This window comes from Streptomyces griseus (assembly GCF_001715295.1).
Taxonomy (GTDB): Bacteria; Actinomycetota; Actinomycetes; order Streptomycetales; family Streptomycetaceae; genus Streptomyces; species Streptomyces griseus_G.
This window is the reverse complement of record NZ_MDKB01000002.1, coordinates 2,133,673-2,156,791: the sequence shown is the minus strand read 5'-3', so window position 1 is coordinate 2,156,791 and position 23,119 is coordinate 2,133,673. Positions and strand designations below refer to the sequence as shown.

The following is a 23,119-nucleotide window of genomic DNA, read 5'->3' as shown; positions in this document are numbered from 1 at the left end:
GCGCCGCCGAGGCGTTCCCGCAGGTGACCGCAGGCCCGCGCTACATCCGGGCGATGTTGCGCTCGTACACCAGGCGCAGGCCGATGAGCGTCAGCCAGGGCTCGTGCTCGTCGATGACGGAGGACTCACCCAACACCATCGGAGCAAGGCCCCCGGTCGCGATGACGGTGACCTCGTCGGGATCGGCCGCCAGCTCCTTCTTCATGCGCTCGACCACGCCGTCGATCTGCCCGGCGAAGCCGTACACGATGCCGGACTGCATGGCCTCGACGGTGTTCTTCCCGATCACGCTGCGGGGCCTGGCGAGCTCGATCTTGCGGAGCTGGGCGCCCTTCACACCGAGCGCCTCGACCGAGATCTCGATCCCGGGCGCGATCACCCCACCCGTGTACTCGCCACGAGCCGACACCGCGTCGAAGGTGGTGGCCGTGCCGAGGTCCACGACGATGGCCGGGCCGCCGTAGAGCTCGACGGCGGCGACCGCGTTGATGATGCGGTCCGCGCCGACCTCCTTCGGGTTGTCCGTCAGCACCGGCACACCCGTCTTGACGCCCGGCTCCACGAGGACGGCGGGGACGTCGCCGTAGTAGCGACGGGTGACCTCGCGGAGCTCGTGCAGCACCGCGGGGACGGTCGAGCAGATGGCGATGCCCTCGATGCCGTCACCCAGTTCGACCCCGAGCAGCGGGTGCATGCCCATCAGGCCCTGGAGGAGCACCGCCAGCTCGTCGGCGGTGCGGCGGGAGTCGGTGGAGATCCGCCAGTGCTCGACGATCTCCTCGCCGTCGAACAGACCGAGGACCGTGTGTGAGTTGCCGACGTCGATGGTGAGCAGCATCAGGCGTCGGCCCCGTCGGTCGGGGCCGGGGCGTCGCGGAAGTCCAGGCCGATGTCGAGGATCGGCGAGGAGTGCGTGAGCGCGCCGACGGCCAGGTAGTCGACGCCCGCCTCGGCGTACGCACGGGCGGAGTCGAGGGTCAGCCGGCCGGAGGACTCCAGCACCGCGCGGCCGCCGACGAGCGCGACCGCCTCCGCGGTCCCGGTCGGGGTGAAGTTGTCCAGCAGGATCAGGTCGGCCCCCGCGTCGAGCACCTCGCGGACCTGCTCCAGGGTGTCGACCTCGACCTCGATCGGCAGCTCCGGGAAGGCCTCCCTGACCCGCTTGAACGCCTCGGCGACCCCGCCCGCCGCGATCACGTGGTTGTCCTTGACCAAGGCCGCGTCCACGAGCGACATGCGGTGGTTGACACCCCCGCCGCAGCGCACCGCGTACTTCTCCAGGGCGCGCAGCCCCGGAGTGGTCTTACGGGTGTCGCGGACCTCGGCCTTCGTGCCGTCGAGCACGTCCGCCCAGGCCCGGGTCGCGGTCGCGATCCCGGAGAGCCTGCAGAGCAGGTTCAGGGCGCTGCGCTCGCCGGTGAGGAGGTCGCGGGTCCGGGTGGTGACGGTGAGCAGCTTCTGGCCGGCGACGACGCGGTCGCCGTCCTCGACGTGGCGCTCGACCTCGAACTCGTCCGTGCAGACGATGGACAGCACGGCCTCGGCGACGCGCAGGCCCGCCACGACGCCGTTCTCGCGGGCGGTGAAGTCGCCGGTGGCGACGGCGTCCTCGGCGACGGTCGCGACGGTGGTGACGTCGACCCCGCCGTCCAGGTCCTCCTCGATCGCGACGTGGGCGATGTCCTCGACCTGGACGGGGTCCAGTCCGGCCTCCGCCAGGAGCTGGGCCAGGGCGGGATCCAGTCCGCACTCCAGCCCGTCCGGGTCGTAGCCGTCACCGCAGCCGCAGTCGTCGCCGCAGCCGCCGGACTCGGCGGGTGCGCCGATGTGGATCAACGGTACGTCCACGGGTGTGGGGCGCGGGTTCTCTTCGGGCGTGCTCACGGTGACTGCTCCTCTGGGACGTCGGCGGGGTGGTGCCGGAGGCTGGTGGGTCCTGCGAAGTCTGCTGAGTTCCCGGGCTCCACGGGCGGGAACGCGGCATTCCGGGTCCGGCGGACGACCGGCCGCAGGTCCGGGGCGAGGTGGACGACGAGGTGACGGCGCCATGCCTCGTCGTCGCGGTCGGGCCGGTCCTCGCGCCAGTGGCAGCCGCGCGTCTCCTCACGCTCCCGGGCGGCGGCGACCAGGACCCGCGAGACCAGGAGGAGGTTGGTGGCCTCCCACGCCTCCACACCGGGCACGACGTCCTTCGCGGCGTCCTCCCCGGCACCGGGGACGGCGGACGTCCGCTGGAGCGCCTCCAGCTCCTCGGCCGCGGCGGCCAGGCCGTCCGCCGAGCGGATGACTCCGGCGCCCCTGGCCATGATCCGCTGGATGCGGGTCCGGGACTCCGCGGTGAGCAGCGGGACGGTCTCCGTGGCAGCGTCGGGCACCTCCTCCGGCAGCGGCCGGTCACGGGGTCCGCCGGCCACGATGTCGGCCGCGATGCGCTCGGCGAAGACGAGCCCTTCCAGGAGGGAGTTGGACGCCAGCCGGTTCGCGCCGTGCACACCCGTGCAGGCGACCTCGCCGCAGGCGTACAGCCCGGGGACGGTCGTCCGGCCCCTGAGGTCGGTGCGGACGCCTCCCGAGGCGTAGTGCGCGGCGGGGGCCACCGGGATCGGCTCCGTGACCGGGTCGATGCCGTGGGAGCGGCACGCGGCAAGGATCGTCGGAAAGCGCTCCTCCCACATCGCGGCACCGAAGTGACGCGCGTCGAGGTACATGTGCTCGGCGCCGAGCAGGTGCATCTGGCTGGTGATGGCCTTCGCGACGATGTCACGCGGGGCCAGCTCCGCCAGCTCGTGCCGGCCCAGCATGAAGCGTGTGCCGGAGGCGTCGACGAGATGCGCGCCCTCGCCCCGTACCGCCTCCGACACCAGGGGCTGCTGGCCCTCGGAGCCGGCGCCGAGGAACAGGACCGTCGGGTGGAACTGGACGAACTCGAGGTCGGAGACCTCCGCTCCCGCGCGGAGCGCGAGGGCCACCCCGTCGCCCGTGGAGACCGGCGGATTGGTCGTGGCGGAGAAGACCTGGCCCATGCCTCCGGTGGCCAGGACCACCGCCGGGGCGCGGACCGCGCCGACACCGTCGTGCTGGCCCTCGCCCATGACGTGCAGGGTGACACCGGCCGCACGGCCTTCGGCGTCGGTGAGCAGGTCGAGGACGAGGGCGTTCTCGACGGTGTGCAGTGCGGCCGAGCGGACTGCCTCGACCAGGGCGCGGGAGATCTCCGCGCCGGTCGCGTCCCCGCCCGCGTGCGCGATGCGGCGTCGGTGGTGGCCGCCCTCGCGGGTCAGGGCGATGGCGCCGTTGTCGGTGGTGTCGAAGTGCGCGCCGGTCTCGATCAGCCGGCGGACGGCGCCGGGGCCCTCGGTGACGAGGGTGCGGACGGCCGCCTCGTCGCACAGTCCCACCCCGGCGACGAGCGTGTCGTCCAGGTGCTGCTCGGGGGTGTCGCCTTCGCCGAGCGCCGCGGCGATGCCGCCCTGGGCCCAGCGGGTCGATCCGTCGTCGAGGCGCGCCTTGGTGACGACCACGGTGGCGAGGCCCGCGGCGGCGCAGCGCAGCGCGGTGGTGAGACCGGCCACGCCGGAGCCGACCACGACGACGTCCGCGTCGATGGACCAGCCCGGGGCGGGGGCGGTCAGCCGTATTCCGGTCACGTGAGGGCTCCGAGGGTCAGGGGGATGTTGTCGATCAGGCGGGTGGCGCCCACGCGGGCCGCGACGGCGAGGACCGCCTCCCCCTCGTCGCGGTCGTCGGGGATCTCGGTGAAGTCCGACGGGTCCACGAGCGCGAGGTAGTCGAGGGCGAGCGGCACCGCTTCCCGGGCCGCCTCGTCGAGCACGGCCTGTGCGGCGGCGCGCACGTCGGCGGGTCCCACGGCGGGCCTCGCCCGTGCCACCGCCTGCGAGTCGGCGGCCGCGCGGCCCTCCCCGATGCGGTCGAGGGCGGCGGCCCTGCCCTCGTGGCCCGGAACGGCCGTGGCCCGCGCGTGCAGCGCCTGCTGGGCCGCCAGCCGGTCGCGGGCCGCGAAGAGGGCCCGGGACAGGGCGAGCGCCGTGCGGCGTTCCTCGGTGGAGAGGAACCGGTTGCGGCTGGACAGCGCCAGGCCGTCCGGGTCCCGGACCGTCGGTACGGCGACGATGTCGATGCCGAAGTCGAGGTCGCGGACCATGCGGCGGATCAGCGCCAGCTGCTGGGCGTCCTTCTGGCCGTAGAACGCGGCGTCGGGCCGGGTGAGGTGCAGCAGCTTGGCGACCACCGTGAGCATGCCGTCGAAGTGCCCGGGCCTTGACGCGCCCTCCAGCCGCTCGCCCATCGGGCCGGCGGTGATCCTGACCTGGGGTTCGCCGCCGGGGTAGACCTCGTCGGCGCCGGGGGCGAAGACCGCGTCGGCGCCCGCCTCGGAGGCGACGGCGAGGTCGGCCTCCAAGGTGCGGGGGTAGCGGTCGAGGTCGGCGGCCTCACCGAACTGGAGCGGATTGACGAAGACGGTGACGACGACCTGTCCGCCGGGACCGGCGGCGGCGCGCGCCGTACGGATCAGGCTGGCGTGGCCGTCGTGGAGCGCGCCCATCGTCATGACGACGGCGCGCTGCGCGCCGTCGGGACGGGGGAGCGCGCGCAGCTCCCCGACGGTGCGCAGCAGGGCGGCGGGTGCGGTGGTCATCGAATCTCCCCCGGACCGGGCTCGCCGGTTCCGTCTGTTCCGTCGGTGCCGTTCCCCGCGCCGGCGCGGTCGGAGAGGACGCCGAGAAGGTCCTCCGCCGACTCCGGCTTGAGCAGGCCGTGGGCCAGGGCCCGGTCGGCCGTGGTGCGGGCCATGGCGAGGTAGCCGGCCACCGCCTGCGGGGCGTGGGCACGCAGCTCGTGTATGTGCGCGGCCACCGTGCCCGCGTCGCCCCGGGCGACCGGGCCGGTCAGTGCCGCGTCCCCGGAGCGCAGGGCGTTGTCGAGTGCCGCGCCGAGCAGCGGTCCGAGCATCCGGTCGGGCGAGGCCACGCCTGCCTTTCCGAGCAGCTCCAGGGACTGGGCGACCAGGGTGACCAGGTGGTTGGCGCCGAGGGCGAGCGCCGCGTGGTAGAGCGGACGGGCCTCCTCCGCGATCCACTCGGGTTCGCCGCCCATCTCGATGACGAGGGCCTCGGCGGCGAGCCTGAGCTCCTCGGGCGCGGTGACCCCGAAGGAGCAGCCCGCCAGCCGCTGGACGTCGACGGAGCTGCCGGTGAAGGTCATCGCCGGATGCAGGGCGAGCGGGAGGGCCCCGGCCCGCAGGGCGGGGTCGAGGACCCGGGCCCCGTACCGGCCCGAGGTGTGGGCGATCAGCTGGCCCTGCCGGACGGCGCCCGTCTCGGCGAGGCCCTCGACCAGGCCGGGCAGAGCGTCGTCGGGCACGGTCAGCAGCACGAGCTCGGCACGGGCGAGGACGTCGGCCGGGGGGACCAGGGGCACGTCGGGAAGGAGCGCTGCGGCTCGGCGCCGGGACGCGTCGGAGACGCCCGAGACCGCGACGGGGCGGTGCCCGGCGAGTTGCAGCGAGGCGGCGAGGGCGGGGCCGACACGTCCCGCGCCGACGACGCCGACGGTGAGGCGTGCGGGGCGGTCCCTCGCGTCGAGGGCTTCCTTGGAAACTGATGCGTTCACGCGGCGATGGCCTTCCGTTCCAGTCCGCGGGGGGTACCGGACGATTCCTCTGCATGCTACGCCAGGGTTTCCCGGCACCCCCGGTCATCCACAGCCTGTGGGTAACTTCCGGAGGGCGGGAACCGGTGCGGTGAACGGCAGCCGGCCGCGCGATGATCGTCCCATGGCAGTCAGCGATGAGCAGAAGCAGCGGAACCGCAGGCTGGCCGCCTGGCAACGGTCCACGAGGACGCTGGCCCGCCCGTCGGCCGACCGGACGCTGGGCGAGCGGCTCGCCGCGCTGGCCGCCGACGCCGGGGCGGTCCACGACCTGAGCGGGTGGACGGACGTGTACGGCGACGGGGTCGTCGCCGAGCTGGAGCGGCGGACGGCGCGGCTGCTGGGGATGGAGGCCGCGGCCTTCTTCCCGACGGGCACGATGGCCCAGCAGGTGGCGTTGCGCTGCTGGGCGGGGCGCACGGGCAGCCCCGTGGTCGCCCTGCACCCGCTCTCCCACCCGGAGGTGCACGAGCGGGGCGCGCTCGCCTCGGTGAGCGGGCTGCGCACGGTGCATCCGGCGTCCGGACCGCGACTGCCCACGGCGGACGAGGTCCGCGACCTCCCCGAGCCGTTCGGCACGCTGATGCTGGAGCTGCCGCTGCGCGACGCGGGCTTCGTCCTGCCGTCCTGGGAGGAGCTGGAGGCGGTCGTGGCCGCCGCGCGGGAACGCGACGCGGTGGTGCACCTGGACGGAGCGAGACTGTGGGAGTGCGTGCCGCACCTCGGGCGCGGGCTGCCGGAGATCGCGGCCCTCGCCGACAGTGTGTACGTGTCGTTCTACAAGTCCCTGGACGGGCTCTCCGGGGCGGCGCTCGCAGGCCCCGAGACCCTGGTCGACGAGGCGCGGGTCTGGCGCCACCGGTACGGCGGCCAGGTCTTCCAGCAGTACCCGGCGGCGCTCTCCGCGCTGCTGGGCCTGGAGCGGGAGCTGCCGAGGCTGCCGTCGTACGTGGCGCACGCGAAGGTGGTGGCGGGGGCGCTCGCGGAGGGCTTCGCGGAGTCCTCCGTGCCCTGGTCCCGGGTGCACCCGGAGCCCCCGCACACGCATCAGTTCCAGGTGTGGCTTCCGTACGGCGCCGAGGTGCTGGACGAGGCGTCCGTGCGGCAGGCCGAGGAGACGGGTGTGGCCCTCTTCCGGCGGTGGTTCGCCGGACCGCCCGGGATTTCCTGCACGGAGGTCACGGTGGCGGGGCCGGGGCTGGAGTGGACGGCGCTGGACGTCCGGGCCGCGGTGGCGGCCTTCGTGGGACTGCTGGGCTGAGCTGAGGCCTGTCCCGGGGCTCGGCCGTGGCACGCGGGGCCGGCCGTGCCCCCGCCGGCCCCGGTTGCGGCCCGCCCTGCCCGCGTCCGGGCCCAGGCGCCCCCGCCTGGCCGCCCAGCGGTGTTCCCTCGCGGCCGGACTGCCCCCGGCCCGGCGCCCTGCCCGCTCCCGGGCGGTCCCCGGTTCAGTCCCCGTCGCGCGGGCGTTCGGACCAGGTACGGAATCTCCTGCGCAGCTCCCGCAGGACGTCCCGGTCATGGCGGCCGGGGAGCGGGGGTGGCACCTCACCGTGCCGCACGGCGCGGTAGCTGTCGAGCATGTGCTGCTGAACGATGTCCATGGGCCCAGCGTGAACCCGTCCGCACCGGACCGGCCCGTGGATTGACGGCCGCCGTCAAACGGCGGCGGAACCCGCTCGGCCAGGCCCCACCATGGAGGGGTGAGCGTCCACATCGACATCGCCGGCCTGCCCCCCGAGCACATCGTCTTCGAGATCTCGCCCCTCGCCGAGCTGGGGCTGGCTCTGCACGCGCTCTCCGAGCCGGGGCACCATCCGGGCCTGCACGGCTGGGCCACCGCGACGGCCGCCGCTCTGGAGCCGGACCTGGCGGACCGGCTGCACGAGGCGGAGTTCCTCTGGCGGAACACCTTCTCCGACGTCTTCATGCCGTTCGCCGGTGTCCGCGGCGGGGACGGCAGGACCGGCTCCACCCTCGCCGAGGACCTGGACATCCTCGACAAGCTCGACGACGAGCGGTTCGTCTCCGCCGCCCTGGAGTTCACCTGCGCGAGCCAGTACGGAGCCGGGGGGCCGTCCCCGCTCACCGACGCCGGCATGCGCGCCCGCGCGCTGGACCTGGCTGCGGCCCGAGGTCCCAAGCAGACGGAGTTCACCCGGGAGCTGCTCCGCGACCCCGCCGCCGTACGCGGCTGGATCCGCCGTCTCTTCGAGGACTGCGACCAGGCCTTCTTCGCCGCCACCTGGCAGCGCGTCCAGGTCCAGCTGGCCGCCGACGCCCGCCACAAGACCGACCTGCTACGGCGCAAGGGCGTCGCCGCCGCGATGAGCGCGGTGTCCGCGGCCCTCACCCTGGACGAGGACGCGGGCAGGATCAGCGTCGACAAGCTGACCGTCGGCCGCGCCGACGCCTCCGGCTCCGCGGCGGACGCGGGGCTCACGCTCGTCCCGACCAGCTTCGGATGGCCCCATCTGATGGTGCTGCACGCCCCTGGCTGGCGGCCGGTGATCCACTACCCGGTGCACGCGCCCGAGCTGCCCTCCCCCGCCTCCGTCGAACTGCTCCAGCTGCGGATGGAGGCCCTGGCCCACCCCATGCGGATGCGCCTCTGCCGCAACCTGGCCCGTTCCCCGTACTCCACGGGGGAGCTCGCCGAATCGCACGGCATCACCCCGCCCGAGGTCTCCCGCCATCTCTCGGTGCTCAAGAAGGCCGGCCTGGTCACCACGCGGCGGCGCGGCCGGTACGTCCTGCACTCGCTGGACCTGACCGTCGTGGCCCGCCTGGGCAGTGACTTCCTGGAGGGCGTCCTGCGCTGACCGCCGGCGGGCCCGGTCCCGAGGGACAGGCCCGAGGTCCGCCCGGGTTCCTGTCGGCCGGCGCCGCAGCGGGCGGTCCCGGACCGGTCTCCACGTGCCCGGGAGCGCACACCCCGCTGCCGGGCAGCCGCGCCCCGGTCCGTACGCCGCCCGGGCCGCCGGAGCACCGGCGGCCCGGCCCGGGGACCGTGCCCGTCAGCTCGCCTGGCCGCCCGCCCTGACCAGGCCGGTCTCGTACGCGAGCACCACGACCTGTACGCGGTCGCGCAGGGCCAGTTTGGTGAGGATGCGGCCGACGTGCGTCTTCACGGTCGCTTCCGACAGCACCAGGCGGGCGGCGATCTCGCCGTTGGACAAGCCCTGGGCGACCAGCATCATGACCTCGCGCTCCCGCTCGGTCAGCTTGCCGACGTGCTTGTGCTGCGGCTCCTTGCCGCTGCTCGGCAGCATCGGGGAGAACCTGTCGAGCAGCCGGCGGGTGGTGGACGGGGCGACGACGGCATCGCCGCTGTGCACGGAACGGATCGCGGAGAGCAGCTCGCCGGGCGGCACGTCCTTGAGCATGAAACCGCTGGCGCCCGCCTTGAGTCCCGAGAACGCGTACTCGTCGAGGTCGAACGTGGTCAGGATCAGCACCTTGGGCGGATCGGGCTGCGCGCAGATGCGCCGGGTCGCCTCGACGCCGTCCAGGCGGGGCATGCGGACATCCATCAGCACCACGTCGACGGCGGTGGCCCGCAGGACCTCGATCGCCTCCGCCCCGTCGCCCGCCTCCGCGACGACCTCCATGTCCGGCTGCGCGGCGAGCACCATCCGGAAGCCGGTGCGCAGCAGCACCTGGTCGTCGACGAGCATCACGCGGATCGCCATGAGGGGTCCTGTCCTTCTGTCGCTGGCATGGTCACTGGCCGGCCGCCTTGAGCGGGAGGAGGGCGCTGATCCGGAAGCCGCCGCCCGGGCGCGGCCCCGCGTCGAGCGTGCCGCCGACCATGCCGACCCGCTCCCGCATGCCGATCATCCCCTGACCGGCGCCGTCGGCCCCGCCGTCCGCGTAGAGCTCGTGCGCGGCGCCCCGGCCGTCGTCCTCGACCAGCAGCCCGAGTCCGTCGTCGAAGTAGACCAGCCGCACGCTCGCCCCGGCGTCCGGGCCACCGTGTTTACGGGTGTTGGTCAGGGCCTCCTGGACGATGCGGTACGCGGTCAGCTCGACCCCGCTCGGCAGCGGGCGCGGGGTCCCCTCGATCTTGAAGTCGACCGTGAGGCCTGCCCGCCTGACCTGGCCCACCAGGTCCTCGATCTGTTCGACATCGGGCTGGGGCACGTACTCCCCGCTCTCCTGGGAGTCGCCGGTCCGCAGCACCCCGAGAAGCCGGCGCATCTCGGCGAGCGCCTGGCGGCCGGTGACGGAGATCGTCTCCAGCGCCTGCCGGGCCTGATCGGGGGAGGCGTCCATGACGTAGGCGGCGCCGTCCGCCTGGACGACCATCACCGAGACGTTGTGGGCGACGACGTCGTGCAGCTCGCGTGCGATCCTCGCGCGCTCGGCGGCCACGGCGACCTTGGACTGGGCCTCCCGCTCGCGCTCCAGCCGCGCGGCGCGCTCCTCCAGCTGGCTGAAGTAGGCGCGCCTGGTGCGTATCGAGTCGCCCAGCACCCACGCCAGGACGAACGGCACCGTCATGACGACGACGACGAACACGGACTCCGCCCAGCCGCTGGAGGAGATCTCCTGCGGCCAGCGCAGCGTGGACAGCCCGGCCGCGACCAGGCTGCACCCCAGGGCCAGCCGGGAGGCCCAGCGCTCCCCGACGGTGGCCACGGTGTAGGTGATCACCAGCAGGGCGAAGTCCGCCGCATTCGGCCGTACGCCGAACACCAGCTGGGCGGCGCCCATCAGGATCGCCAGGAGGAGCGTCCGCTCGGGCGCCCGGCGGCGCAGTGCCACCACCACGCACAGGCCGACGGCGATGGGTACGGCGGCCACGCGCTCCCGTCCACCACCGGTCTGGTCCTGCACGATGGACATGCCGGAGATCCCGAGGAGGACGACAGCCCAGAAGGTGTCGACGCCCGTCGGGTGTCTGCGGATGAAATCGTAGAGGCGCTGCACGTTACCCAGCGTAGGGACGGCTGATCGGTGCCCGGGTCAGCCGAAGGGCCGATCCGGGTCCTGGGACCGTACTCCCCAAGGTGGAGACTTGCCTACGTGACGTATGAGTGGTGTGGCTGGCGGGAAGCGGCAGAGACCGCCTTGTACGGGCAAAAGGGCTTCTACCGGCGCCCCGAAGGTCCGGCGGGCCATTTCCGCACCTCGGTGCACGCCTCCCCGCTGTTCGCCGCGGCCGTCGCGCGACTGCTGGTCAGGACGGCCGGCCTGCTCGGGACCGACGCGGTCGACCTCGTGGACGTCGGAGCGGGCAGAGGTGAGCTGCTGACCGGGGTCCTGGCGGCGCTCGGGGAGCGGCCCGCCACCCCGGGACTCACCGTGCGGGCGTACGCCGTGGAGGTGGCGCCCCGCCCCCCGGGGCTGGATCCGGGCATCGAGTGGTGTGCCGAGCCGCCCCGGGGCACTCAGGGCCTGCTGTTCGCCAACGAGTGGCTGGACAACGTCCCCACCGACGTCGCCGAGGCGGACGAGGACGGGGTCGCCCGTTACGTGCTCGTCAGGCGCGCGGACGGCGCGGAACGGCTGGGCGACCCGGTGACCGGTGCGGACGCGCGGTGGCTGGACCGGTGGTGGCCGCTGTCGCGGCCGGGTGAGCGGGCGGAGATCGGCAGGCCGCGCGACGAGGCGTGGGCGCGGGCGGTCGGCTCGCTCGACGGCGGGGTCGCGGTCGCCGTGGACTACGCCCATGGGCGGGGAGCCCGGCCGCCGTTCGGGACACTGACCGGGTTCCGGGCGGGGCGCGAGGTGCGCCCCGTGCCCGACGGGAGCTGCGACCTCACCTCGCACGTGGCGCTGGACGCCTGCGCGGCGGCGGCCGGCGGGGAGCACGAGCTCCTCGACCAGCGGTCCGCGCTGCGGGAGCTGGGGGTCAGCGGCGAACGGCCGCCCCTCGCGCGGGCGTCGTCCGATCCGGCCGGCTATGTGCGGGCCCTCGCCTCGGCGGGCGAGGCGGCGGAACTCACGGCGCGCGGCGGGCTCGGCGACTTCGGCTGGCTCCGGCACCGGGTGAGGCCGGGCTCCGCCGCCCGGCCTCGGACCGAGGAGGGATACTGTCCCGCATGACGGAGACGACGGTCGGCATCGGCGGCGCGGCAGAGAGCACCGACATGGTGCTCAACATCGGTCCGCAGCACCCCTCCACGCACGGGGTGCTCCGGCTCCGGCTCGTTCTCGACGGCGAGCGCGTCCAGCAGGCGGAACCGGTCATCGGTTACATGCACCGCGGGGCCGAGAAGCTCTTCGAGGCCCGCGACTACCGGCAGATCATCATGCTCGCCAACCGTCACGACTGGTTGTCGGCCTTCTCCAACGAGCTCGGGGTCGTCATGGCCGTCGAGCGCATGCTCGGCATGGAGGTCCCGGAGCGCGCCGTCTGGACGAGGACGCTGCTGGCGGAGCTGAACCGGGTGCTGAACCACCTCATGTTCCTCGGCTCCTACCCCCTCGAACTCGGCGGGATCACCCCCGTCTTCTACGCGTTCCGGGAGCGCGAGGAGCTGCAGGCCGTCATGGAGGAGGTCTCCGGCGGCCGGATGCACTACATGTTCAACCGGGTCGGCGGCCTCAAGGAGGACCTGCCCGCGGGCTGGCTCGGCCGGGCCCGGGACGCCGTGGCCTCCGTCCGCTCCCGCATGGACGTCTACGACCGGCTGGTCCTCGGCAACGAGATCTTCCGGGGCCGCACCCGCGGGGTGGGTGTCCTGTCCGCCGAAGCCGTGCACGCCTACGGGGTGTCCGGGCCGATCGCACGTGCCTCCGGCGTCGACTTCGACCTGCGGCGCGACGAGCCCTACCTGGCGTACGGGGAACTGCGGGACACGCTGAAGGTCGTCACCCGGACCGAGGGCGACTGCCTGGCCCGCTTCGAATGCCTGCTGGAACAGACGCACAACGCGCTGGACCTGGCCGACGCCTGCCTGGACCGGCTGGCCGCTCTCGCGCCCGGGCCCGTCAACCAGCGGCTGCCCAAGGTCCTCAAGGCTCCGGAGGGCCACACCTACGCCTGGACCGAGAACCCGCTCGGCATCAACGGCTACTACCTGGTCTCCACGGGCGAGAAGACCCCCTACCGGCTGAAGCTGCGCTCCGCCTCGTACAACAACATCCAGGCGCTCACCGAGCTCCTGCCCGGCACCCTGGTCGCCGACATGGTCGCGATCCTGGGGTCGCTCTTCTTCGTCGTCGGCGACATCGACAAGTAGCCGGTCCCCTCGGCCACGGTGGTCACGAGATCGCGCTGCGCAGCCGCACGACGTCCAGTTGTTCGGTCTCGTCGTGGGCGGTCAGGTCGATGACCTTGCCGACAGCACGGTTCTCGGCCGCGCCCGTACGGTGCGCCGCCAGGGCCTCCTGGCCCACCACGTCCGCGAGGTCCTCGTTCTGCACGGACTCGAGCGCGGTGGCGTTCGCCTTCTGGGTGCCGAAGAAGTCGAAGCTCCCCTGCGGGACGAGGTGGCGGCGCGCGGCGGAGGGGACGACGGCCGAGGCCGCCGGAACGGCCCGGGGCAAGCGGACGGGGGTGGGCGACGGCTGGAGTGCGGGCAGGGCCGCGGAGGGACGGCGGTGCCGGTGGTCACCCGCTCCGGCGACCGCCGGGTGGTTCCCCCTCGGGCCCTCGCCCTCCGGGTCCCCTTCCGCGGTCCGCTCGGGCAGGTCCCGCCCTCTGGCCGGTGCGGCCGTGCGGCGGGCCTCCTGGAGGGCGGCGTTGCGGGTCAGGTCCTGGAGGGCCTGCGCGGCCCTGAGGTAGGCGCCCGGTGTCGGTGTGGACCGTGCGGCGGGCAGCTCGCGCGGGGTGGACGCTTCGATGGCGAGCTGCCTGCGGCCCTCCAGGGCGCTGGCCCGCTCGGTCTCGGCGTTGGCGTAGCGGCGGAGCAGGGCGGCGTGTTCACCGCGGAGACCGGCGAGTTCCACGCGCTTGCGGCGCAGTTTCGTCTCCAGCCGGGTGCGCAGTGCCCGTGACTCCTCGAGATCGGTCTCGAGCTCGGCTATGCGCTCCTCGGCCTTCCACTCGTCGCCGGCCCTCGCCCGGGTCAGTTCCGCGACGCGGAGCCCCGCGGCACGGTCCCAGCTGCGCATCAGGTACGCACCGGAGAGCGCGGCGACGGCGGTGACCGCCACGAGTCCCCGGAGGGGCACGGGGTCCGCGAGGAGCCAGGCTCCGGCGGCACAGACGACCGACACCCCGGCCACCACGGAGGGCGGCAGGATTCTGTGGAGGGGCGGCGAATGGCGGTGGCGTCCACGTGACATGGCCCGAAATTTACCGTGCTCGCCGGTCAGTTGGGAGGCCGCCCGGCAATCTGTTCCCGGGCGGTTACCCAGGACGCGCACAGTGGATCTTGCCGGACCCGCCGCGCCTTCCTCCGGACCGATCCGCCGAAAGGCGTTCAGGTCCTTCGGAAGCCCCTTCGCCGCGTTCTCCTACTTCTTGACCAGCCCCTTGGACCGCAGATAATCCCTGGCCGCGTCGGCGGGCTTGACGCGCTCCGCGTCGACCTTGAGGTTGAGTTCCGCGAGGTCCTCGGTGGTGAGTACGTCGGTGAGCTTCCCGAGCGCCGCGGCGATCTCCGGAGAACCCGCGTCCTTCGCGTTGAGCACGGGCAGGACGTTGTCGGCGTTCTGCAGCTTCTTGTCGTCCTCCAGGAACACCAGCCCGTAGCTGTCCAGCACCGCGTCCGTGGTGGTCGTGAGGACCAACTGGTCCTTCCCGTCCTTGACCGCCTGCTTGGACTGCGGGGTTCCGACACCCTTGGGGTCGATGCCGGTGACGTCGATTCCGTACGTCTTCTTCAGGCCCGGGGCGCAGAAGGGGCGCACCTCGCACTCGTCACCCGCCGCGATCTTCACCTTCAGCTTCGACCGGCCGAGGTCGGAAAGCGTCTTGAGGTTGTTCTTCGAGGCGAATTCCCCGCTCACCGCGAAGGCGTTCTGGTCGACCGCCTTGCCTGCCGGAAGGACCTTCAGGCCGAGCGGCGTGGCGAGCTTCTCCAGCGCCGCCACGGTGGCCGCGGCGTCACCGGAGGCGACCGGCGCGGCCTCCGCCTTCTTCGCCCCGTTGACCTTGGCGTTGAGGAATTCGGCGATGGTCGCCGCGTATTCGGGGACGACGTCTATCTCACCCTTCTCCAGGGAGGGTTCGTACAGTTCGCGGTTCTTCACCGTGGTGACCGAGGTGCTGTATCCGGCGTCGTCCAGGAGCTGGGCGTAGAGCTCGGCGAGCACCTTGGACTCGGTGAAGGCGGCGGCTCCCACCACCAGCGAACCCTTCGTGGAGCCGGCGTCCGCACCGGCGTCCGCGCCGCTCTTCCCGCTCTCCAGGCTGTCGCCGCCGCAGGCGGCGAGCGAGCCTGCCAGCGCGACCGCTCCGACGACCGCACCCGCTATGCGCGAGGTCCTGCTCATGATGTTCTCCGTCCGCGAGAAAAAGGTGTGTGCACGTCGAAAGCCCGGTCCTCACGCGGTCCGGCGCCGGCCTCCGGGCGCCAGCAGCCGGTCCAGCGCCACGAGTACGCCTTCGACCACCAGGGCCAGCAGGGCGACCAGGACGGCTCCCGCGAAGACCTGGGCGGTGTCATAGGTGTTGAATCCGGCGGTGATGATCCGGCCGAGGCCGCCGAGACCGACCATCGCCGCGATCGAGGCCGTGGCGACGACCTGGACGGCGGCGGAACGCAGACCGGTCATGATCATCGGGTAGGCCAGCGGGAGCTCGACCCGCAGGAAGAGCTGCCCGCCCGACATCCCCATACCCCGTGCGGCCTCCACCACCGCTCTGTCGACCTGCGTCATGCCGACGTAGGCGTTGGTCAGCAGCGGGGGCACGGCGAACAGCACCAGCGCGATGACCGTCGGCAGATAACCGGAGTTACGCAGGGGGGTCATCATGAAGAGGGCCAGTACCGCGAAGACGGGGACGGCCCGCCCCACATTCGAGATGTTGACCGCGAGCGCACCCCCCTTGCCGATGTGTCCCAGGTACAGGGCGAGCGGCAGCGCGAGGGCGCAGGCCGCCGCGAGGGCGACCCCGCTGACGAACAGGTGCTCGGCGAGCCGGTGCGTGGCCCCGTCGTCCCCGGTCCAGTTGGCGCCGGTGACGAGCCAGGTCCAGGCGTCCCCGATGACTCCCATGGGTCAGCCCGCCTCCGTCGTCGCGAGGCCCGCCTGCGCGGCGGGTGTCCGTATCCGGGTCCAGGGCGTGAGCAGGCGCTGCAGACCGAGGAGCAGCAGATCCGCCACCACCGCGAGCACTACGCAGAGCACGGACGCGGTGAGCACCTGGGCCTTGAAGAAGCTGGGCAGCGCGTCCTCGATGAGATTGCCGAGACCGCCCTTCCCGACGAGGGAACCGACCGTGGTCAGCGCGACCGTCGAGACCGTGGCGATCCGCAGTCCCGCCATCAGAGCAGGCAGCGCCAGCGGGAGTTCGACCTCCCAGAGCAGCCTGCCGGGACCGTAACCCATGCCCTGCGCGGCTTCCCTGGCCTCCTGGGGGACCGCTTCGAGGCCCGCCAGGATGTTCCGCACGAGAATGGTCAGCGAATAGAGCACGAGGCCGGTGACGACCAGTGCGGCGGAGAGCCCGAAGAGCGGCAGGAGGAGCGAGAACATCGCCAGCGACGGCACGGTGTAGAGCACGGTGGTCAGCCCGAGCACCGGTCCGGCGAAATGCCGTCCGCGGCGTGCGAGCAGCGCGAGCGGAAAGGCGACCGCGAGCCCGATCAGCACCGAAAGCGCCGTGATCCAGATGTGCTGGACCGTCGCATCGGTCAGCTCCTGGCTCCGGGAGCGCAGATATTCTCCACAGATCCAGTCGTTCGCCACCAGGCAGTTCCGCTCGGCCATCCGCCCCTCACCCCCCGTTCACCGCGGCCGCTCCGCAGCGGATCCGATCACCGGCGACCCTATCCTCGACCACTGACAATCGCCGAGGCTGTCGTATTCCGGCAACACGTCCTTCACAGAACCCGCGTCACAATGGGGAACCATGATCCGTTTCGAGCACGTCACCAAGCGGTACGCGGACGGCACGACCGCCGTCGACGGCCTTTCCTTCGAGGTCGCGGAGGGGGAACTGGTCACACTCGTCGGACCTTCCGGCTGCGGCAAGACGACCACCATGAAGATGGTGAACCGCCTGATCGAACCGACCGAGGGCCGGATATCGCTCGACGGGGACGACATATCCTCCATCGACCCCGTACAACTCCGCCGCCGTATCGGCTATGTGATCCAGCAGGTGGGACTCTTCCCGCACCGGACCGTGCTGGAGAACACGGCGACGGTGCCCCATCTCCTGGGCTGGAAAAGGGCGAAGGGGCGTGAGCGCGCCGCCGAACTGCTCGACCTGGTCGGACTGGACCCCTCCGTTCATGGCGACCGCTATCCGGAACAGCTCTCGGGCGGTCAGCGCCAACGGGTGGGCGTGGCCCGGGCGCTGGCAGCGGATCCGCCCGTCCTGCTGATGGACGAGCCTTTCGGAGCGGTCGACCCCGTCGTCCGGGAAAAACTCCAGAACGAATTCCTGAGACTGCAGGCCCAGGTGCGCAAGACCGTGTTGTTCGTCACGCACGACATCGAGGAGGCCGTCCGGCTCGGTGACCGCATCGCCGTGTACGGCCAGGGCCGCATCGAGCAGTTCGACTCGCCCGCCACCGTGCTCGGCGCCCCCGCCACACCGTACGTGGCGGACTTCGTCGGGGCCGACCGCGGCCTGAAGCGGCTCTCCGTCACACCCATCGAGGAGAGCGACCTGGACCAGCCGCCGGTCGTGCACCTCGACGACCCCCTGGCACGGGCGACCGAGCGGCTGCGGGCCGAGGGGGCCCGCTGGGCGGTGGTGCTGGACGGCGAGGACAACCTGCACGGCTGGATACCCGCGGGCGGCACCGGGCCGGCGGCGGCCGGGGGAACGGTTCGCGAGCACGCCCGGCGGATGGAGGCCTGGCTCCCGCTCGGCGCCCCGCTCAAGCAGGCCTTCGCCACGATGCTCCAGCACGACGCGGGATGGATCGCCGTCATCGACGAGGGGGGCGCCGGACGCTTCCTCGGCGTCCTCACCCCGGCACGCCTCCACGAGGCCCTGCGCCGCTCGATCGACGCGGACGCGCAGGACGTCCCGCGGGCGGAGGTCGCGGTGGAAACGGTCACGACGGTCGACTCCCGCTGAGAGCGGGGCGGCCGGCTCCCGGGGACGCCGGGGTTCGGCCGTCGGCGTCCCTGAGGCGGCTCCCGGGGGCCCGGGCCGCCTACCGACGGGCCCGGGCCGGCTCCCGCGGACGCGGAATTCGGCTTCGGTGTCTCCGGGCGCCTTCCTACGGGCCCGGGACGGCTCCCGGGCACAGCCTGCGGGCCACGGAGGCCCCGGGGCACGGCGCCGACGGGCCCGGAACCGTACCGCGTGGTCCCCGCGTTCAGCGCCCGCCGAGCCTGCTGCTCATCCACTCGAGCGCCGGAGGGATCTCCCGCCGCCAGGTGTTGAAGTTGTGCCCGCCGCTGTCGAGCACGATCGAGGAGACCCTGGCGGGAGCCTTCACCCGGGCGATGAACTCCCGGGTCGCCGCGAGGTTCCCCTCACCCTGCCGGGACGTCGTGACCAGGAAGGACGAGGCGGCCGGCGGCCGGTGCGCCAGGGTCCACAGCAGGTCCGCCCGGTGGCGCGCGGCCCGGTCACCGTGGAAGAGGTCGCCGGTCGTCGGGTCCTCGGCCGCCTTGTAGTAGGCCGAGAGTCCCGCGCTCGCCGCGAATCCGTCCGGGTGGTGCATCCCGATCTTCAGGGCGCAGTAGCCACCGGTCGAGTTCCCGATGATCCCCCAGTCACCGGGGCGGCTGCCGGCCCGGTAGGTCCGTGAGACCGCCTGGGGCAGGTCCCGCGCGAGGAAGGTCTCGGTCTGCGGACCGCCCGGGACGTCCACGCACTCGGTGTCCCGGGGCGGCGCCACCGTCGGCCTCAGCATCACCAGGATCATCGGCTGCGCCCTGCCGGCCTTCACCAGCGCGCGGGCGGTCTGCGGATAGCGCAGCCCCTTGAAGAGGTTCTCGGCCGTACCCGGGTAGCCGGTGAGCACGACGACCGCGGGAAAGGTGCGCCCGGCGTGGGCCGGCTGGAAGTACTCCGGCGGCAGATAGACGTAGGCGGCGGAGTCGATCCCGGACCTGTGGCCCGAGACGACGACCTTCTCGATCCGGCCGCCGGTCGCGGGCCTGCCGCCCCCCGGTACATCCGGCCGCACGCTGCCGATCCGGGCCGCCGTACTCCCGGGGGCGCCCGCCCCGTGGTCGGTGACCGTGCCCAGGTCCTGCTGCCGCCCGAACAGGTCGGCCCAGGAACCGTAGAAGAGGAAGGAGTTGTTGGCCACCAGGCCGACCGCGACGAAGAGCGTCAGCTGGGTGGCCAGCAGGAGGCCGACCCGGCCCGCCACCGCGCGTGCGGTACGGGCGGCCAGCCGGGGCCAGAGACGGATCGTGACGGCGAACAGCGCGACGGCCACGGCTGTCGCGACGGCCAGTACGGCGTTGCTGGTGAGACCCATGAGTACAGATGAGCTTTCTGTGCGTGAAATTTCCGCAAAGAGGATGAACCCACTTCGCGGAAGCCTCGTCCTAGAGGTCGCACATCGTCCGTAGGGGCTTCGGCCGACGGACTCAGGAATCTCTCGCGGAGCCACGGGAAGCGATGTCTGTCACGGTAGATGGGGACAAGTCGAGAAAGGTTCCGTTCGCGGTCCGCGGACGCGGGCTTCCGCGCGGGCCACGGCCCGAAGCGGTACCGGCACTGGTCGGCAGCGCCTGCACGGTCGTCGGCCTGATCGACGTCGCCGCGGGCGTCTTCCCCCGCTTCCGGCACAGCCGGATGCACACCCTCGCCGAGGTGCTCCCCGGCGCCCTCGGCCCGTTCGCCGCGGCGCTCTCCCTGAGCTCGGGGGTCCTGCTGCTCCTGCTCGCCCACGGCATCAAGCGGCACAAACGGCGCGCCTGGCGGGCGGCCGTGGTCCTGCTGCCGGCGGGCGCCGTGGCGCAGTTCGTCTACCGGCACTCCCTGATCGGCGTCCTGGTCTCCCTCGTGCTCTGCTACCTCCTGGTACGGCACCGGAGCGAGTTCGCGGCGCTCCCCGACCCGAGGAGCCGCTGGCGGGCCCTGGCCAACTTCGTGCTGCTCGGCGCGGGTTCGATGGTCCTGGGCCTGGTGGTCGTCAGCGTGCATCCGGGACGCGTCGTCGGCAACCCCTCCATCGCCGACCGGCTCCAGCACGTGCTGTACGGCCTGTTCGGCTTCGAGGGGCCCGTCGACTACGCCGGGGCGACCTCGTGGACGGTGGCGTACTCCCTCGGCTCCCTGGGCCTGCTGACCGCCGTCACCACGATCTACCTCGCCTTCCGGCCCGAGCACCCGGCCGCCCGCCTCACCGAGGACGACGAGGTGCGGCTGCGTGCGCTGCTCGACAAGCACGGGAGCCGCGACTCCCTCGGGCACTTCGCGCTCCGCCGCGACAAGGGCGTGGTCTTCTCCCCCAGCGGCAAGGCGGCCGTCTGCTACCGCGTGGTGTCGGGCGTGATGCTCGCGGGAGGTGACCCGATCGGTGACGTGGAGGCCTGGCCGGGAGCCATCGAGCGCTTCATGGACGAGGCCAGGGCACATTCCTGGACACCGGCCGTGATGGGCTGCAGCGAGACCGGTGGCGAGGTGTGGACCCGCGAGACCGGGCTGTCCGCGCTGGAGATCGGCGACGAGGCGGTGGTGGACGTCGCGGATTTCTCCCTGGCCGGGCGGCCGATGCGCAACGTGCGGCAGATGGTGAAGCGCATCGAGCGTAACGGCTACGAGACCCGGGTCCGGCGCGCACGCGACATCGGCGACACCGAACTCGCCCGCATCCGCAAGGCCGCCGCCGACTGGCGCGGTACGGACACCGAGCGCGGCTTCTCCATGGCGCTGGGCAGGATCGGTGACCCTTACGACGGCGACTGTGTCGTCGCCACCGCCCATCTGGCCGATCCCGGCGCGGCGGATTCCCCGCACGGCGACCTGAAGGCGGTGCTCCACTTCGTCCCGTGGGGCAGCGACGGCCTCTCCCTGGAACTGATGCGACGCGACCGCTCGGCCGACCCCGGCATGAACGAACTGCTGATAGTCGCCTCCCTGCAGGCCGCTCCCGCACTCGCGGTCACCCGGGTCTCGCTGAACTTCGCCATGTTCCGTTCGGCGCTCGCCCGCGGCGAACGGCTGGGCGCGGGACCGGTCCTGCGCTGCTGGCGCGGACTGCTGATCTTCCTGTCGCGCTGGTTCCAGATCGAGTCGCTCTACCGCTTCAACGCGAAGTTCCGGCCCCGCTGGGAACCCCGGTTCGTCGTCTACCGCGCCGGCCGCGATCTTCCCCGCATCGGCCTCGCCGCCCTCCGGGCCGAGGGCTTCCTGAATCTCGCGCCGCCCCGCCCGTTCCGCCCCCGTACCCCCCGGCCCTGCGCCCACCGCCCGGACCTGCCCGCCGAGCACACCGCCCACGCGGCCTGACCGGGCCGTTCACGGCCCGGCCGCTCAGGGGGAACCACCGGAAGGCGTGCTTCGGGTCCGGTGGCCCCGGCGACGCCCGCACGCGCACGCGCCGCGTTGCCGGGACCTCCCCGACACGTCCGGTGCCGGGGCGAGCCCCGCCGTGCGTACGCCCGCCCCGGGCGCCGCCGGTCCTGCGCCACGGGCAGACGGCGCTCCGTGCGCGACACGCCCCTCCGGCGCGTTTCGAAAGTCCCGTCTGCCGGGCGACGCCTGGCACGCACACTCACCGCGTTGTCGGGATCGCCCCGATACACCGGTATCGAGGCGACCCTCCGCCTTGCGATCGCACGCACCGGACGCCGCCGGGCCTGCCCTCCGGGCAGACGACGCCACTTTCGAAACACGCCCTAGGCTGGGTCTCATGAGTACGTTGCGAGGACGGGGCACAGTGCGGGGCCTGCCGGAGTGGGACCGCTGCGCGGTCATGGGCGTCGTGAACGTGACCCCCGACTCCTTCTCCGACGGCGGCCACTGGTTCGACACCACGGCGGCGATCAAGCACGGTCTCGGGCTCGTGGCCGAGGGGGCCGACCTCGTCGACGTGGGCGGTGAGTCCACCCGCCCCGGTGCCAGCCGGGTGGACGAGGCGGAGGAGCTGCGCCGGGTGATCCCCGTCGTACGGGGGCTCGCCTCCGAGGGCGTCACCCTCTCCGTGGACACCATGCGGGCCCGCGTGGCCGAGCAGGCCGTCGCCGCAGGTGCGGCCCTCGTCAACGACGTGAGCGGCGGTCTCGCCGACCCTGACATGGTCCGGGTCGTCGCTGCCTCCGGCGTGCCGTTCGTCGTGATGCACTGGCGCGGTTTCAGCGAGTCGATGAACAGCCGCGCGGTCTACGACGACGTCGTCGCCGATGTGGTCGGCGAGCTGCGTGCCCGCATGGACGCCGTGATCGACGGCGGGGTCGCCCCGGAGAAGCTGGTGATCGACCCGGGGCTCGGCTTCGCCAAGAACGCCGCCCAGGACCTGGCGCTCATCGCCCACCTCCCCCGGCTCCGCGACCTGGGCCGGCCCCTGCTCGTGGCCGCCTCCCGCAAGAGGTTCCTCGGCCACGTCCTGGCCGGTGAGGGCACGGCCCCGCCCCCCGCACGCGAACGCGACGCCGCCACGGCGGCCGTCTCCGCCCTGTCGGCACACGCGGGCGCCTGGGCCGTACGCGTCCACGCAGTACGGCCCACGGCCGACGCCGTCCGGGTCGCCCGCGCCGTCGAGGGAGCCGCATGAACACACCCCGGGACGAACACGAGGCCGCGGCGGCCGACATCCGGGCCGTCGAACAGGCCAACACCGCCTTCTACGAGGCGATGGAGCGAGGCGACCTCGACGCGCTCTCCGGCCTCTGGCTGCCGGGCGAGGACCTCACGGTCTCCTGCGTCCACCCCGGCTGGCCGGTGCTCACCGGGCGCGGTGAGGTGCTCCGCAGCTACGCGCTGATCATGGCCAACACGGAGTACATCCAGTTCTTCCTGACCGACGTCGGCGTCGCGATGACCGGTGACACCGCGCTGGTGACCTGCACGGAGAACATCCTCAGCGGCGCCCCGGCGGAGGACGGCGACGCGCTGGGACCGCTCGTCGGCCAGCTCGTCGTGGCCACGAACGTGTTCCGGCGCACACCGGACGGCTGGAAGCTCTGGTCGCACCACGGCTCCCCCGTACTGGCGGAGACCGGCGAGGAAGAGGACGAGGGATCACCGTCCTGAGCGGGCGGGCACCGGGCGGATCACCCCGGCGAGGGCACAGCCCCGGCGCTCGGGGATTGACCGGCCCGAACACGGGGTATACGCGGCTCCCGGCCCCCTGCCGGGCCGGACCCGAAGCCCCACGCGTGAGCCCTGTCGGTGCTCGCGGGTAGATTCGCACGACGGCACCCTCCCGCCCGCACGCGCGCGGGTGCCGACCCGACCAACGACAGC

21 protein-coding genes are annotated in these 23,119 nt (G+C 73.0%); 8 read left to right on the top strand and 13 right to left on the bottom strand.

Translation table 11 applies throughout. The features are described from left to right. Window positions 1-40 precede the first annotated feature (40 nt). From BA175_RS16140 to BA175_RS16120, 5 genes are read right to left on the bottom strand one after another with little or no spacing between them, the layout of a single operon-like run. Complete coding sequence (locus BA175_RS16140; RefSeq protein WP_069171959.1) at window positions 41-838, bottom strand: type III pantothenate kinase; 798 nt, start codon at window positions 836-838, stop codon at window positions 41-43. Then, window positions 838-1,884 (bottom strand): carboxylating nicotinate-nucleotide diphosphorylase, encoded by a 1,047-nt coding sequence (nadC, locus tag BA175_RS16135; protein ID WP_069171958.1) that lies wholly within the window; start codon window positions 1,882-1,884, stop codon window positions 838-840. Before nadC ends, BA175_RS16140 begins: the two co-directional genes overlap by 1 nt. After that, window positions 1,881-3,647: an L-aspartate oxidase gene (locus BA175_RS16130; RefSeq protein ID WP_069171957.1), complete on the bottom strand. Its 1,767-nt coding sequence runs from the start codon at window positions 3,645-3,647 to the stop codon at window positions 1,881-1,883. The genes nadC and BA175_RS16130 overlap by 4 nt, the downstream gene beginning before the upstream one ends. Then, window positions 3,644-4,657 (bottom strand): pantoate--beta-alanine ligase, encoded by a 1,014-nt coding sequence (gene panC, locus BA175_RS16125; protein WP_069171956.1) that lies wholly within the window; start codon window positions 4,655-4,657, stop codon window positions 3,644-3,646. Before panC ends, BA175_RS16130 begins: the two co-directional genes overlap by 4 nt. After that, entirely contained in the window at window positions 4,654-5,631 is a 978-nt protein-coding gene (locus BA175_RS16120) for a Rossmann-like and DUF2520 domain-containing protein (RefSeq protein WP_069171955.1), read from the bottom strand. The genes panC and BA175_RS16120 overlap by 4 nt, the downstream gene beginning before the upstream one ends. A gap of 163 nt (window positions 5,632-5,794) precedes the next feature. Between BA175_RS16120 and BA175_RS16115 the strand changes: the two genes are divergently transcribed. Continuing rightward, window positions 5,795-6,931, top strand: a complete 1,137-nt coding sequence (locus tag BA175_RS16115) for a threonine aldolase family protein (protein ID WP_069171954.1) — start codon at window positions 5,795-5,797, stop codon at window positions 6,929-6,931. A 184-nt stretch (window positions 6,932-7,115) separates the two neighbouring features. Here the strand turns inward: BA175_RS16115 and BA175_RS31180 are convergent, their stop codons facing one another. Continuing rightward, on the bottom strand, window positions 7,116-7,271 hold the full coding sequence (locus tag BA175_RS31180; RefSeq protein ID WP_175420833.1) for a hypothetical protein: 156 nt from the start codon (window positions 7,269-7,271) through the stop codon (window positions 7,116-7,118). Window positions 7,272-7,370: 99 nt separating this feature from the next. On the opposite strand from BA175_RS31180, the gene BA175_RS16110 reads away from it, so the two are divergent. Then, complete coding sequence (locus tag BA175_RS16110) at window positions 7,371-8,489, top strand: DUF5937 family protein (protein WP_069171953.1); 1,119 nt, start codon at window positions 7,371-7,373, stop codon at window positions 8,487-8,489. A 195-nt stretch (window positions 8,490-8,684) separates the two neighbouring features. On the opposite strand, the gene BA175_RS16105 is transcribed toward BA175_RS16110, so the two are convergent. Both BA175_RS16105 and BA175_RS16100 read right to left on the bottom strand, forming a co-directional pair. Beyond that, window positions 8,685-9,359: a response regulator transcription factor gene (locus BA175_RS16105; RefSeq protein WP_069171952.1), complete on the bottom strand. Its 675-nt coding sequence runs from the start codon at window positions 9,357-9,359 to the stop codon at window positions 8,685-8,687. Between the two features lie 31 nt (window positions 9,360-9,390). After that, entirely contained in the window at window positions 9,391-10,599 is a 1,209-nt protein-coding gene (locus BA175_RS16100; RefSeq protein ID WP_069171951.1) for a sensor histidine kinase, read from the bottom strand. Window positions 10,600-10,695: 96 nt separating this feature from the next. Here BA175_RS16100 and BA175_RS16095 point away from each other — a divergent pair, with 96 nt between their 5' ends. Both BA175_RS16095 and BA175_RS16090 read left to right on the top strand, forming a co-directional pair. Then, window positions 10,696-11,718 carry an SAM-dependent methyltransferase gene (locus tag BA175_RS16095; protein ID WP_069171950.1) on the top strand — a complete coding sequence of 341 codons (1,023 nt, stop codon included), beginning with the start codon at window positions 10,696-10,698 and terminating at the stop codon, window positions 11,716-11,718. Beyond that, window positions 11,715-12,857 (top strand): NADH-quinone oxidoreductase subunit D, encoded by a 1,143-nt coding sequence (locus BA175_RS16090; protein ID WP_069171949.1) that lies wholly within the window; start codon window positions 11,715-11,717, stop codon window positions 12,855-12,857. Before BA175_RS16095 ends, BA175_RS16090 begins: the two co-directional genes overlap by 4 nt. A gap of 22 nt (window positions 12,858-12,879) precedes the next feature. Here the strand turns inward: BA175_RS16090 and BA175_RS16085 are convergent, their stop codons facing one another. The 4 genes from BA175_RS16085 to BA175_RS16070 all read right to left on the bottom strand — a co-directional run bounded on the left by BA175_RS16085 (window position 12,880) and on the right by BA175_RS16070 (window position 16,497). Next, complete coding sequence (locus BA175_RS16085) at window positions 12,880-13,905, bottom strand: hypothetical protein (RefSeq protein ID WP_069171948.1); 1,026 nt, start codon at window positions 13,903-13,905, stop codon at window positions 12,880-12,882. Between the two features lie 171 nt (window positions 13,906-14,076). Further along, window positions 14,077-15,057 (bottom strand): ABC transporter substrate-binding protein, encoded by a 981-nt coding sequence (locus tag BA175_RS16080; RefSeq protein ID WP_069171947.1) that lies wholly within the window; start codon window positions 15,055-15,057, stop codon window positions 14,077-14,079. A 51-nt stretch (window positions 15,058-15,108) separates the two neighbouring features. Continuing rightward, window positions 15,109-15,783 carry an ABC transporter permease gene (locus BA175_RS16075; RefSeq protein ID WP_069171946.1) on the bottom strand — a complete coding sequence of 225 codons (675 nt, stop codon included), beginning with the start codon at window positions 15,781-15,783 and terminating at the stop codon, window positions 15,109-15,111. Between the two features lie 3 nt (window positions 15,784-15,786). Beyond that, window positions 15,787-16,497, bottom strand: a complete 711-nt coding sequence (locus tag BA175_RS16070; RefSeq protein ID WP_069171945.1) for an ABC transporter permease — start codon at window positions 16,495-16,497, stop codon at window positions 15,787-15,789. 142 nt (window positions 16,498-16,639) lie between these two features. Here BA175_RS16070 and BA175_RS16065 point away from each other — a divergent pair, with 142 nt between their 5' ends. Beyond that, on the top strand, window positions 16,640-17,821 hold the full coding sequence (locus BA175_RS16065) for an ABC transporter ATP-binding protein (RefSeq protein ID WP_069171944.1): 1,182 nt from the start codon (window positions 16,640-16,642) through the stop codon (window positions 17,819-17,821). Between the two features lie 244 nt (window positions 17,822-18,065). On the opposite strand, the gene BA175_RS16060 is transcribed toward BA175_RS16065, so the two are convergent. After that, window positions 18,066-19,184 (bottom strand): alpha/beta hydrolase, encoded by a 1,119-nt coding sequence (locus BA175_RS16060; RefSeq protein ID WP_069171943.1) that lies wholly within the window; start codon window positions 19,182-19,184, stop codon window positions 18,066-18,068. A gap of 143 nt (window positions 19,185-19,327) precedes the next feature. Here BA175_RS16060 and BA175_RS16055 point away from each other — a divergent pair, with 143 nt between their 5' ends. The 3 genes from BA175_RS16055 to BA175_RS16045 all read left to right on the top strand — a co-directional run bounded on the left by BA175_RS16055 (window position 19,328) and on the right by BA175_RS16045 (window position 22,906). Continuing rightward, window positions 19,328-21,163: a phosphatidylglycerol lysyltransferase domain-containing protein gene (locus tag BA175_RS16055; RefSeq protein WP_069171942.1), complete on the top strand. Its 1,836-nt coding sequence runs from the start codon at window positions 19,328-19,330 to the stop codon at window positions 21,161-21,163. 403 nt (window positions 21,164-21,566) lie between these two features. Further along, a complete protein-coding gene (gene folP / locus BA175_RS16050; protein ID WP_069171941.1) occupies window positions 21,567-22,427 on the top strand; it encodes a dihydropteroate synthase in 861 nt (286 codons plus the stop codon). Then, window positions 22,424-22,906: a nuclear transport factor 2 family protein gene (locus BA175_RS16045; RefSeq protein WP_069171940.1), complete on the top strand. Its 483-nt coding sequence runs from the start codon at window positions 22,424-22,426 to the stop codon at window positions 22,904-22,906. Before folP ends, BA175_RS16045 begins: the two co-directional genes overlap by 4 nt. The last annotated feature ends 213 nt before the right edge of the window (window positions 22,907-23,119 follow it).